Genomic DNA, 12,914 nt, shown 5'->3' on the forward strand with positions numbered 1-12,914 from the left:
AATCCGATAGGAGCCACAAGCGGATCAACCCCCGAATCGGTCGCGCGAGTAGCTGTCGTGAAAGTCCAACGACTGGCTGGCATCGACACGTGTGCGGCTTGCATCCTCTAAGAAAGAGGCTGCTGAAACAAAGTCAACGTTTCAGCAGCACAGCATGAAGGATAATTCGCTAAACGGAGCCGCCATGAGCGCATCGGAGATCGTCGTTATTACCGGTGCTTCCGCTGGAGTGGGACGCGCAACCGCCCAGGCATTCGCTCGCCGTAAGGCTAACGTCGCCCTTATAGCCCGCGGCAGCGAGGGACTCGAGGGCGCTCGCCGCGATGTCGAGTCCCTGGGTGGACGTGCGCTGGTGCTGCCGGCCGACGTTGCCAACGCAGATCAGGTCGAAGCCGCAGCCGAGCGCGTGCAGCGCGAGTGGGGACGCATCGACATCTGGGTGAATAACGCCATGGCCTCCGTCTTCTCAGCGGTGAAAGAAATGACAGCGGCCGAGTTCCGGCGCGTGACCGAGGTCACGTATCTTGGATACGTGCACGGCACGCTTGCGGCGCTTAAGCGAATGCTGCCGCGTAATCGCGGAACCATCGTGCAGGTCGGCAGCGCCCTCGCATATCGCAGCATCCCGCTGCAGTCAGCATATTGTGCCGCCAAGCACGCTATTATCGGCTTCACGGACTCTTTGCGCTGCGAACTCATCCACGACCACAGCGACCTGCATCTGACAGTCGTGCACTTGCCGGCCCTCAACACGCCACAGTTTAACTGGGTGAAGAGCCGGTTACCTCGAAAGCCGCAGCCGGTGCCGCCCATCTATCAACCCGAAGTCGCGGCCGAAGCTATCTATTTCGCCGCACATCACAAGCGTCGTGAAATGTACGTCAGTCTGCCAACATTCATGGCGATCTGGGGACAGAAGTTTATCCCCGGTCTGCTCGATCACTACCTTGGCAGAACCGGCTACGAGTCGCAGCAATACGACGGAGCGGCCGACCCGAACCGGCTCGACAATCTTTGGGAGCCTGTACCTCGCGATTATGGCGCGCACGGCGACTTCGATGCGCGAGCATCGTATAGCAGTTATGAACTGTTGTTGAGCAGAAATCGTTGGCTGGCGGCACTAGCGATACTTGGAACGGCTGCGGCTGCCTTCAAGGCTTTGCGACGCCCTGAGCCGAGCATAGCCGATATCATGCGCAAGGCCGCGTGATTCGCGACTGGTCTGTTGCTGAGTTTGTCCGGAAAGGAAAATTGGAGCGAGCCGGGAGACTCGCTCCATTGAAAGGTCCTGGTTCACGCTTCGCACAGCCGACCCTTCGTTGTCGGCGGCACGAAGCTATCGAACCGGAAGACCTGCAGAATAACTGCTGAGTACCTTCATGTAGTTCGCGCGCTCAAACGCAGCCGGATGCGCGACGTTCTTCTGGCTCATGCTTCCCTGCATCTGCGCTATGGAGTCGTACTCGTGTTCTTCGAGCCAGCCTCCCAGGTTCGTTCGCAGCGTGGACACGTACTCGATGCCGTGCTCCAACAGCGCTGAGGTCGTCATCGCCACCTTGGCGCCCGCCATGATCGACTTCACGATGTCTTCCGCCGTATGTACACCGCCCGTGATCGCCATATCAGCCTTGATCTTGCCGAACAGAATGGCTACCCAGTGCAAGCGCAGCTTCAACTCGTTGGACCGGCTGAGCACTAGATTCGGAACGACCTCTAACGCGTCTAGATCGAAATCAGGCTGATAGAAGCGGTTGAACAGTACCAGCGCATCCGCACCAGCTTTGTCGAATCTCTGAGCCATGTTGCCCATCGCGCTGAAGAACGGCCCGATCTTAACCGCGACCGGAATCTTCAGCGTGGACTTAACCGCCGCTACGAGTTCGACGTACATGTTCTCTACGTCGGCACTCGCCATGGCGGGGTCAGTCGGCAGGAAGTAAATGTTCAGTTCGACGGCATCGGCGCCCGCCTGCTCCATGTCTTTGGCGTAGCGAACCCATCCGCCCTTGGAGACACCGTTCAGGCTGGCGATGACCGGAATCTTCACCGCCGACTTCGCCTTACGGATGTGCTCGAGGTAGGCGTCTGGACCGAGGTTGTACGTCTGCATATCCGGGAAGTAGCTTTGCGACTCCGCGGAGACATCGGCACTGTTCCACAGAAACCGGTCGAGTTCGTTGCTCTCGATGTTGATCTGTTCTTCGAAGAGCGAGTGCAGCACGACGGCGCCCGCACCCGCATCTTCCATTTTCCGAATGTTCGCTACGTCCTTGCACAGAGGGCCGGCCGAAACGACGATCGGGTTATTCAGTTGCAATCCGAGGTACTTCGTTCTCAGGTCGGTCATTTTGCCGCTCCCTTGCTCAGCGAGGCCGCAGTTTCCTGCTTGGCTTCGGTTGTTTCCGTAGTGGCTCCGTCGAACTTCTGCGTCGCCAGGTACTCGTACTGCTTCCAACGACTCTTCACATCCTGTTGCGCTTCCTTCAGTAGCTCAGCGGCTCCTTCAGGATTGCTCTGGCGCAACATCGTGTAGCGAGTTTCGTTGTAGATGTACTTGTCAAGTTCGATGCTTGGAGCCTTCGAATCAAGCTGGAATGGGTTCTTGCCCTGTTCCGCGAGTGCCGGGTTGTAACGGAACATCGGCCAGTGACCGGACTGAACTGCAAGCTTCTGCTGGTCGAGTCCGTGCACGAGGTCGTATCCGTGAGCGATGCAGTGGCTGTACGCGATGATGAGCGACGGCCCGTCGTACGCCTCGGCTTCAAGGAAAGCCTTCAGCGTCTGCATATCGCTGGAGCCCATCGCGACCCGTGCTACGTACGCCGGATAGTTCATCGCGATCATTGCCAGGTCCTTCTTCGGACGCGGCTTGCCGCCAGCAGCGAACTTTGCGACTGCGCCACGCGGTGTGGACTTCGACATCTGGCCACCGGTGTTCGAGTAAACCTCGGTATCCAGCACCAGGATGTTCACGTTCCGGCCGCTGGCCAGCACGTGATCCAAGCCGCCGTAACCGATGTCGTACGCCCAACCGTCGCCGCCGACGATCCACACGGCTTTCTTGACCAGTGCGTCGGCCAAGCTGAGCAGGTCGCGGCCTTCCGCCGTCTTGACGCCGGCCAGCTTCTTCTTCAGTTCAGCAACACGTTCACGCTGCGCCTTGATGCCAGTCTCGTTCGACTGGTCGGCCGCAAGGATCGCCTTGACGAGTTCTTCGCCAAGTTGCGCGGCCATGCGGACCACCAGTTCGCGCGCGTACTCGGTCTGCTTGTCGAGTGACAGGCGGATTCCAAGACCGAACTCGGCGTTGTCTTCAAACAGCGAGTTCGACCACGCGATGCCACGTCCGTCATTGTTGGCCGTGTAGGGTGTGGTCGGCAGATTCGCGCCGTAAATCGACGAACAGCCAGTCGCATTCGCGACCACCGTGCGATCTCCGAACAATTGCGTCATCAGCTTGATGTACGGCGTTTCGCCGCAACCAGAGCAGGCGCCGGAGAACTCGAATAGCGGCTGCAGGAGTTGAACGTCCTTGATCTGGCTCATGCTGATCTGGCGACGGTCAATCTCGGGGATATTGAGGAAGAATTCCCAGTTTCGCGCTTCGTCTTCGCGGATCGGAGGCTGCGCGGCCATGTTGATGGCCTTGTGCTTCGTCTCCGTCTTGGACTTCGCCGGGCACGCTTCAATGCAGAGTGCGCAACCGGTGCAATCTTCCGGCGCGACTTGCAGCGTGTACTTCGATTCCGCAAAGTTCTTCCACTTCGCGGGAACCGACTTGAAGCCTTCGGGAGCATCCTTCAGCACGTCGCTCTCGTACACCTTTGCACGGATGACCGCGTGCGGGCATACCAGGACGCACTTGCCGCACTGAATGCAGAGCGTTTCATCCCACACCGGAATCTCCAGTGCGATGTTGCGCTTCTCCCACTGCGCCGTCCCCGTCGGGTACGTGCCGTCGATCGGCATCGCGCTTACCGGAAGTAGATCGCCGTCACCGCTGATAATCGGCGCAAGCACCTTCTGCACAAATTCTGGCGCCGCTGCCGGCACCGCCGGACGCACCTCAAAGGTGCTGCTAACCGTTGCCGGAATCTTTACTTCAAACAGGTTTTCGAGCGTGGAGTCAACGGCCGCAAAATTCTTCTGCACCACGGATTCGCCGCGCTTGCCGTAAGTCTTCTTAATGGCCTTCTTGATTGCGTCGATTGCTTCGTCGCGAGGCAACACGCCGCTGATGGCGAAGAAGCAGGTCTGCATGATGGTGTTGATGCGTCCACCCATGCCGGTTTCGCGCGCGACCTTGTAGCCATCGATCACGAAGAGCTTTAGCTTCTTTCCGATAATCTGCTGCTGGACGGTGCGCGGCAGCTTGTCCCAAACCTCATCCGGCCCGTAGGGGGAATTGAGAAGGAACGTAGCTCCATCTTCGGCCGGCTTCAGCATGTCAACGCGCTCAAGGAACGTGAACTGGTGGCAAGCCAGGAAGTTCGCACGCGTGATGAGATAGCTGGAGCGAATCGGACGAGGTCCGAAGCGCAAGTGCGAAGTCGTCAGCGAACCGGACTTCTTCGAGTCATAGACGAAGTAGCCCTGCGCGTAATTGTCCGTATCTTCGCCGATGATCTTGATCGAGTTCTTGTTCGCGCCGACCGTGCCGTCTGCACCAAGTCCGTAGAACAGCGCGCGGACCGTACCCGGGTCCTCGGTCGAGAAGTTCGGATCGTAGTCGATGCTGGTGTGCGTGACGTCGTCCACGATGCCAACAGTGAAGTGGTTCTTGCTCTGCTTCGCCGCAAGCTGGTCAAACACGCCCTTCACCATTGCCGGAGTGAATTCCTTCGAGGACAGGCCGTAGCGGCCGCCAATGATCTTCGGCATAGCCTTCATCGGCAGAGTGCCGGAACTGAACGCTTCGCTCAGGGCCGTCACCACGTCCATATAAAGAGGCTCGCCCGTGGAGCCCGGCTCCTTGGTGCGATCCAGCACGGCAATCGATTTCACCGTGGCCGGCAGCGCCTTCAGGAAGTGCTCAATCGAGAACGGACGATACAGGCGGACCTTCAACAGGCCGATTTTCTCGCCCTTGCTGACCAGGTACTCCACTGCTTCCTGCGCCACTTCGGCGCCGGAGCCCATGATAATGATGACTCGCTCGGCATCGGGTGCGCCCATGTAATCGAACAGCCTGTACTGGCGGCCGGTGATGGCGGCGAACTTGTCCATCGCGTTCTGCACGATGGTCGGGATAGCGAGATAAAAGGGATTTACGGTCTCGCGCGCCTGGAAATACACGTCAGGATTCTGCGCAGTGCCGCGAATGAACGGACGATCCGGCGAGAGCGCGCGGGCACGATGCGCCTGCACCAGTTCATCGCTGATCATCGCTTTCAGATCGTCAATCTTGAGTTGCTCCACCTTCGCAACTTCGTGCGAGGTGCGGAAGCCGTCAAAGAAATGCAGGAACGGAATGCGCGATTCGAGCGTCGCGGCTTGCGCGATCAGCGCTGTATCCATCACTTCCTGTACGGAATTCGAGGCGAGCAGCGCCCAGCCAGTCTGGCGAACAGCCATCACATCCTGATGGTCGCCGAAGATCGAGAGCGCCTGTGCGGCCAGGGAGCGCGCGGCCACATGCATCACCGTTGGGGTGAGTTCGCCTGCGATCTTGTACATGTTGGGGATCATGAGCAGCAGGCCCTGTGCCGACGTGAACGTCGTCGCGAGTGAACCGGCTTGCAGCGCTCCGTGCAATGCGCCCGACGCTCCGCCCTCGCTCTGCATTTCAACTACGCTGGGGATGGTGCCCCAGATATTTGGCTGGCCGTCTGAGGACCACTGGTCTGACCACTCGCCCATCGGCGACGAAGGAGTGATCGGATAAATTGCAATGACTTCGTTGACCTTATGCGCAACGTAAGCCGCTGCTTCATTTCCGTCGATTGTGACCTTTGTTCTATTCATTGGATGAGTCCATTCTCTCTAGCATACGAAAACGGTTCTAGTCGCTGTACCGCCAAGCGTGCCACGGCTTGGGGTTAAGATCGGTTTTCAATCTTTCCCTAACCTCAACTTGGCGGCAACCTTCTCCCGGAAAAGTCTCTTCTGCTACGGCTGCCCGTCCGGAGTCCCCGGCAGGCTTGGCTGCCGGGGTGGTCGTGGGCAGGGTGAAACTGCGCAAATCACACGACCGCAAGCAGATAGAGCATGTTCTGATTAGACTTCCCGGCATCTCAAATCGCTGTGATTGACGTCACAACCGAAGGTGACCCATGACAGCGCGTCACCAGGTTTTGTGCGGTTTCACAGGCTTAGGCGAGAGTCTTGCGGAAGCGCGCCGCCGCGAGCGCGAAGGTAGCGACACCCATAATCGCCAGCGCCATGAACTGCGGCCACAACACCGCCAGTCCCGTCCCCTTCAGGAACAGCGCGCGGATCACAACCAGATAATAGCGGAGCGGATTGATGTAGGTGAGCCACTGCACCGGATCGGGCATGTTGGCGATGGGGAACATGAACCCCGATAACAGGACTGCCGGGAAGTAGAACAGGAAGGTGCTCATCATCGCCTGTTGCTGTGTCTGGCTCACGGTCGAGATCAACAGCCCGATTCCAAGTGTCGTCGTAAGATACAGCAGAGTCGCCACGAGCAGCAGGAGCAGGCTTCCGCGCAGAGGAATCTGGAACCAGAGCACGCCTGCTATTGCTACGAGCGCCGCATCCACAAGACTGATGATCGCAAAAGGCGCGGTTTTTCCGAGAATAAACTCCATCGGGCGAATGGGCGTCACGATGATCTGCTCCATCGTGCCGATCTCCTTTTCGCGCACGATAGCCAGGCTGGTCAGCAGGAACGTGATGAGCATCACGATGATGGCGATCACGCCGGGTACATAGAAATTGCGGCTCTCCAGGTTCTCATTGAACCAGGCTCTCCGCGCCACCTCCACGCGCCCCGGCGTCTTGCGCTGTCCGGCCAGTTGCATCCGCTTCAGCAGCACGCGTTGAGAAAACTGGTCCGCAATCGCGCCCGAATAGTTCAGGACGATGTTCGCGGTGTTCGAATCCGTGCCATCCACCAGGAGTTGCAGGTCGGCGGTCTTCCCCGCGCGCACGTCTGCCCCAAGTCCTTTGTTCATCCGGAGCACAACTTGCGCCTGTCCACGGTCCAGCATCTCCAAGGCGTCCGCGTCGCGCGAGACGGTCGCCACCTGCTCAAAGTAACCGGACTGCATGAAGCGGCTCGCAATCTCTCGACTCTCCACACTGTTGTCCAGGTCGAAAAGCGCGACCGAGATGTGGCGAACGTCGGTCGTCACCGCATACCCGATTATCAGCACCTGCATCAACGGAAGAATGAAGATAATGCGCAGCATTTTCGGATCGCGAAATGCCTGCAGGAACTCCTTGATCAGCATGTGCTTGATACGTTCCAGCATGGCTAGACCAACCTCTTCCTGAACTTCACATTTGCCAGCGCAAACATCACGACGGCGAACGCACCCAGCAGCGCTATCTCCGCGGCCAACACCTGCACCCCAACACCCTTCAGGTAAATGCCTTTGATGATCGACACGAAATATCGCGCCGGAATGAGATGGGTGAGCACCTGGATTGGCACCGGCATGTTGGCGATAGAGAACATGAAACCAGAGAGCAGGAACGACGGCACGAATGTCACCACCATTGCCGTCTGGCTTGCCAGCAATTGTTTCTTTGCGGCAATCGAAATCAACATGCCCAGCGAGAGCACTCCAACAAGAAACACGGCCGACACCGAAAACAGCAGTAAGACGCTGCCGCGCAGCGGCACGTGGAAGAGCACCTCACCCATGCCTACAGCCAGGACCACGTCCAACATGCCAAGCGCAAAGTAGGGCAGTAGCTTGCCGGTAATAAGTTCCACGCCGCGTATAGGGGTCGCGATCAGTTGTTCCATCGTGCCCGTCTCCCACTCGCGCGCAACCGTCAGGGACGTGAGCAATGCGGCAATCACCATCATGATCACCGCTATCAGGCCGGGGATGATGTAGTTCTTCGATTCCAGATCGGTGTTGAACCAGACGCGAGGCCGCACATCCAGCGGCGCGCGCGGAGGAGTCAGTCCCGCTCGTTTCAGCTTCTGCACGGTTGCTTGCCGCGAGAATGCCTGCGTTGCCATCTCTGCGTACCCGAGCGCAAGCACTGCCGTATTCGAGTCAGTTGCGTCTGTTATCACTTGCACCTGCACCGTACGCCCGGCTTCGAACTGCTGAGAGAAATCGCGAGGAATGACCAGACCGGCCAGGGCCTCTCCGGAATCGATTGCCGCTTCAACGTCGCGAGCGGTGTCCGCGTATCCGAGCAGCGAGAAATATCGCGAGCCGGTGAAGTTGCTGACCAGTTCGCGGCTCTGAGAAGTCTGGCTCTGGTCCCACACGATCAGCGGCACGTTATCCACGTCGAGGGTAAGCGCGTACCCGAATAGCAGGAGCATTAACATCGGAATCGCGATAGCCACCGCCAGGCTTCGCGGATCTCTCCGTATGTGCAGGAATTCCTTTCTCGACACCGCCAGCACGCGTTGCAGCTTCATCGCCCAACCTCCTGCTGCGTACTTTCTGCCCTGTCTCGCGCTTCGATCAGCGACACGAAAACGTCTTCGAGCGATGGAACGATCGGTTCCACACGCGAGGGGCGGTACTCGTGCGCCTCAAGGTACGCGCGAACCGCCTCCGCCGCGCCAGCCGATGCCGCCACTACGTGCAGCGCGTTCCCGAACATCGCGACTTCACGCACTTCGGGCAGCCGTTCGAGCTCGAACATCGCATCCTGCGCCCGATCACAGCTCACCTCCAGGACGGTGTCGCTCATCATGTCTGTCTTGAGTGCGTGCGGCGCGCCGCTCGCAATCAGCTCGCCGCGGTAGATGAGCCCTATGCGATCGCAGTATTCAGCTTCTTCCATGTAATGCGTGGTAACGAAAACCGTTACGCCCTGCCCGGAAAGTTGATAGATAAGCTCCCAGAACTGACGCCGGCTGATGGGGTCTACTCCTGAGGTCGGCTCGTCGAGAAAGACAATCGGCGGTTCGTGGATGATCGCGCAGCCCAGTGCGAGCCGTTGTTTCCATCCGCCAGATAGGATGCCGGTGCGCGAATCCCTATGCTGCTGGAGCCCGGCCATCTCGATCACCCACTCTTTACGCTGGGCGCGCCGGTCTTTCGGAATTCGATAAATCCCGGCATAGAAGTCAATGTTCTCCTCCACCGTCAGATCCTCGTAGAGCGAGAACTTCTGGCTCATGTAGCCGATATGCCGCTTGATATCCTCCGACTGTTTGCGAATGTCGAAGCCGGCCACGGTGCCTTCCCCCGCCGTTGGGGCGAGAATCCCGCAGAGCATACGGATTGTCGTCGATTTCCCCGCGCCATTCGGACCGAGGAATCCGAAGATCTCTCCGCGACTAACCTCAAAGCTGACACGGTTCACCGCGACGAAGTTTCCAAAGCGTCGCTCCAGCCCTCGCACGACTACGGCTTGTTCGTTTGCACTCATCGCTTCAACTCAGTACCGAAATGAATACGTCTTCCAGGCTCGGCTCGATCGGCCGCACATCGATATCCGCGTAGCCCGCACCCCCAAGTAGGTTTGAAGCGGCCACGGTCGTTGAGTCAGGCTGCCGCGTGAGCAGGTGTATGCGATTCCCGAAGAGGCCGACGGAGATATCCGGAATCTGTTCGCGCAGCAGCTTCGCCGCCGCACGCACATTCGTCGTCCGCACTTGCAGAATTGTTCCCTTCAGCAGCCCTTTGACTTCCGCAGGCGTGCCGCACGCCAGCAGCTTGCCCTGGTGCACCATGGCTATTCGGTGGCAGCGTTCGGCCTCGTCCAGATACGCCGTGGAGACGAAGATCGTCACGCGTTCGCGCAACAGTTGATACAGGATTCGCCAGAAGTCTCTCCTGGATACCGGATCGACGCCGTTCGTCGGCTCATCCAGCAGCAGAACCTTCGGCGTGTGAATCAGCGCGCAAGCCAGGCCAAGTTTCTGCTTCATGCCTCCAGACAGATTCCCTGCCTGTCGTTTTCGGAACGGCGTGAGATTGCTGAACGCCAGCAGTTGCGAGACCCTCTCCTCGCGTCCGCGCCGCGGAACCGAAAACAGGTCAGCATAGAAATGTATGTTCTCTTCCACCGTCAAGTCAGCGTACAGACCGAACTTCTGGCTCATGTAGCTGATCTGTTCTTTGAGAGCTTCGTTGTTGCGCACGATGTGCTTGTCCATCACCCAGGCATCGCCTGAGGTTGGCTCGAGAATTCCAGCCAACAGCCGCATCGTCGTCGTTTTGCCTGCGCCGTCGGGACCGACCAGTCCGAAGATCTCGCCCTCCGCCACATCGAGCGTCAGCGAATCCACGGCCGTGACCTTCTCGAAGCATCGCGTCAGCGAGTCGAGCCGGATTGCCTGCATGGCTCCTGTCCTCCACCGACCTGCACGACCGCATCGGCCGGCATACCGGGCTTCAACTCCAACTCCGGATTGGCAATGTCCACCTTGATCCGATAGACAAGCTTTACACGCTCCTTCTGTGTCTGCACCATCTTCGGAGTGAACTCCGCCTGCGAAGAAATGAACGTCACGCGCCCTGAGTACTGCTTTCCGAGAAACGTATCGCTCGTTACACAGACTGGCTGTCCAAGCTTCACCCGTCCCAGGTCCGTCTCCGGAACATATCCGCGCATCCACACGTCGCTAAGTTGCGCCGTCGTTACGATCGGCGTACCCGGCGAAACGTATTCGCCCGGCTCGATGTTCTCCGACAGCACTATGCCGTTCACCGGAGAAATCAGCTTCGCGTAGCCCAGGCGCGTATCCGCCATGGCCAACGACTGTCGGGCACGCTCCAAACGAGATCGTGCTTGCGCAATCTTCTCGCGACGAGGCCCCTGCCGCAGCAACTCCAAACGCTCCTGTGCCTCGCGGACTCTTGCGGTCGCCACTTCGTGAGCAGTCACCGCCGCGTCCCACTGCTGGTGCGAGATCAGATCCTTTTCGTGCAACTTGCGAAGGCGCTCGCGATCCGTGCGCAGGCGTAGCTCTTCGGCCTGCACCAGACCCAGGTTCGCCTCCCCCTGCTTGATTTCTTCCGGACGCGATCCCGCCTCCAACTCCGCCAGTTCTTCGCGTGCGGTTTGCACATCGGCACGCCTCGCCGCCGCCTCTTCACTCAGCTCGGCGCTGTCCAGCACGGCCACTAGCTGGCCCTCGCGCACCGCATCGCCTTCGCGAACCAGCCGTTGCTCGACGCGTCCCGGAATTTTGAAGCTCAGTTCCGCGTCGCGTACCTCGATGTTGCCGGACAGGTGCAGGACGTTCGCTTGATCGGTCCGAGCCGCCCGGCCCCACACGCGATACGCAACACTCGCGGCCGCCGCGATAACCACAACGACGATGACTACGATTCGTTTTTTCATTTCGTGCTCCTTGCGACGTTGCGCTTGCGGGCACTCGGCTTCCCACTCTTGACGGGAGCAGCCGCTCCCTCCCAGAACAGGTGAAATGCATCATCTAGACGTTGCTGGAAGCTGGCATCGGGTGTCAGGCTCCACAGCAGCAGCGTTCCGAAGAAGACCTGCTGCACCATCCGCGCCATCTCCAGGGCATCGACGTCGGGGCGCAGTTCGCCGCGTTCCTTCGCGATCGCCAACAACTCGGCGAGTCGTTCACGCCCTCGTGCCAATCTATCCAGCATTACGTCCCGGACCGCTGGCGAGGAGAGCAGCGAAGTAATCAGGCTACGCGCCAGGTCGGGACTATGCGCTGGCTGCTCGGCCAATTCATGCAAGAGATGTCGTCCGATGTCGCGCACAGGAGTCTTGACCGACGCTCTCGCAAGCGCGACCGCCGCCTCCACCTTTCCGCGCTGCGCGTCGGCGAAGAAGGTCAAGATGTGCTCTTTGCTGGGAAAGTAGTTGAAGAATGTTCCCTTGCCGACGTCCGCGGCCTCCGTGATATCTTCCACCGTAGTGCCGTTGAAGCCTCGTTCCGAAAAGAGTTGAATCGCCTCACGGAACAGGCGATCGCGCGTCTCGGCCCGGCGGCGCTCGCGCCTTCCCCCAAGTTCAACACCTTCGCTGACGTGTTTAACTTTCATGCTTCGCATGACCTCTACTCACTTATGACTTTGAGTCATAAGTGAACCACAGTCTGTGATAGAAGTCACGCTGTGACAAGGGTATTTCAATGAAGGCCATTGCAGGGCCGATTGGAAGCGGGTGCGGGACAGAACTAAGCCATGCGTATAGGGTCGGCATGCTGCAAGTGGACGTTGGGCTCATCCTCTTCGGCGACAACGCCCTTGGGTAGCACGCCACCGTTGTACTCCAGGAGCCTGTTCTTCCATTTCAGGAAGTCGGTAATGCGCTGCGGCTCGATTCGGACTTCCACGCGCCGCAGGCTGGCGAGCAACAGGTTCATCTCATTCATCAGCCCAGCCGGTTCCCGCAGATTCTTCCTGGACTTTTTCACCACGCTGACTTTGCGCGCATGGCATTCGAGCAGTCCCCATCCCTGCGGGAGTTCGCCGGGCGACAGCAGTCCGCGGGGCGCCAGGTAGAACCGCTCGCAGCCGACGGCCGTTCCCGAATCCGTGCGGAACGGCTTGTTGCGGTCGGCAAGGAAGTCGGCGCGGGAAACCTTGCACTCGATCATCACCGAGTGGCTCTTCCCTTTCCATCCGATGGCGTCCGGCACCTCGCCGCTTGAGCAAGCCTGCTCGGAGAGTACGATCCCGCAACGGTAGCTGCCGCGCAGCCACTCCACCGCCTTTTCAACCAACTGCTCATGAGTCATAACAGGTCCGCTGCTTCGGTTGTATCGCACTTCGCAAGCAGGGCGCTAGTTACATTCGAGAGACGGCTCAATGAGCGGG

The 12,914-nt window shown here is 59.1% G+C and carries 10 protein-coding genes; 1 reads left to right on the top strand and 9 read right to left on the bottom strand.

The features are described from left to right. Positions 1–154 precede the first annotated feature (154 nt). Entirely contained in the window at positions 155–1,210 is a 1,056-nt protein-coding gene (locus VN622_03935) for an SDR family oxidoreductase (GenBank protein ID HWR35007.1), read from the top strand. Positions 1,211–1,336: 126 nt separating this feature from the next. On the opposite strand, the gene VN622_03940 is transcribed toward VN622_03935, so the two are convergent. The 9 genes from VN622_03940 to VN622_03980 all read right to left on the bottom strand — a co-directional run bounded on the left by VN622_03940 (position 1,337) and on the right by VN622_03980 (position 12,835). Then, the gene (locus VN622_03940; protein HWR35008.1) at positions 1,337–2,347 is read right to left on the bottom strand and encodes a dihydroorotate dehydrogenase-like protein; all 1,011 of its coding nucleotides are present in this window, start codon (positions 2,345–2,347) and stop codon (positions 1,337–1,339) included. Then, positions 2,344–5,964 carry a pyruvate:ferredoxin (flavodoxin) oxidoreductase gene (gene nifJ, locus VN622_03945; GenBank protein ID HWR35009.1) on the bottom strand — a complete coding sequence of 1,207 codons (3,621 nt, stop codon included), beginning with the start codon at positions 5,962–5,964 and terminating at the stop codon, positions 2,344–2,346. The genes VN622_03940 and nifJ overlap by 4 nt, the downstream gene beginning before the upstream one ends. A 347-nt stretch (positions 5,965–6,311) precedes the next feature. After that, the gene (locus VN622_03950; GenBank protein HWR35010.1) at positions 6,312–7,439 is read right to left on the bottom strand and encodes an ABC transporter permease; all 1,128 of its coding nucleotides are present in this window, start codon (positions 7,437–7,439) and stop codon (positions 6,312–6,314) included. Between the two features lie 2 nt (positions 7,440–7,441). Further along, complete coding sequence (locus tag VN622_03955; GenBank protein HWR35011.1) at positions 7,442–8,575, bottom strand: ABC transporter permease; 1,134 nt, start codon at positions 8,573–8,575, stop codon at positions 7,442–7,444. Continuing rightward, positions 8,572–9,537 carry an ABC transporter ATP-binding protein gene (locus tag VN622_03960; GenBank protein ID HWR35012.1) on the bottom strand — a complete coding sequence of 322 codons (966 nt, stop codon included), beginning with the start codon at positions 9,535–9,537 and terminating at the stop codon, positions 8,572–8,574. Before VN622_03960 ends, VN622_03955 begins: the two co-directional genes overlap by 4 nt. 4 nt (positions 9,538–9,541) lie before the next feature. Further along, positions 9,542–10,453: an ABC transporter ATP-binding protein gene (locus VN622_03965; GenBank protein HWR35013.1), complete on the bottom strand. Its 912-nt coding sequence runs from the start codon at positions 10,451–10,453 to the stop codon at positions 9,542–9,544. Next, a complete protein-coding gene (locus VN622_03970) occupies positions 10,426–11,457 on the bottom strand; it encodes an efflux RND transporter periplasmic adaptor subunit (GenBank protein HWR35014.1) in 1,032 nt (343 codons plus the stop codon). Before VN622_03970 ends, VN622_03965 begins: the two co-directional genes overlap by 28 nt. After that, entirely contained in the window at positions 11,454–12,137 is a 684-nt protein-coding gene (locus VN622_03975) for a TetR family transcriptional regulator (protein ID HWR35015.1), read from the bottom strand. Before VN622_03975 ends, VN622_03970 begins: the two co-directional genes overlap by 4 nt. A gap of 134 nt (positions 12,138–12,271) precedes the next feature. Next, a complete protein-coding gene (locus tag VN622_03980; protein HWR35016.1) occupies positions 12,272–12,835 on the bottom strand; it encodes a hypothetical protein in 564 nt (187 codons plus the stop codon). Positions 12,836–12,914 lie beyond the last annotated feature (79 nt).

Source organism: Clostridia bacterium, assembly GCA_035561135.1.
Classification (GTDB): Bacteria; Acidobacteriota; Terriglobia; order Terriglobales; family Acidobacteriaceae; genus DATMYA01.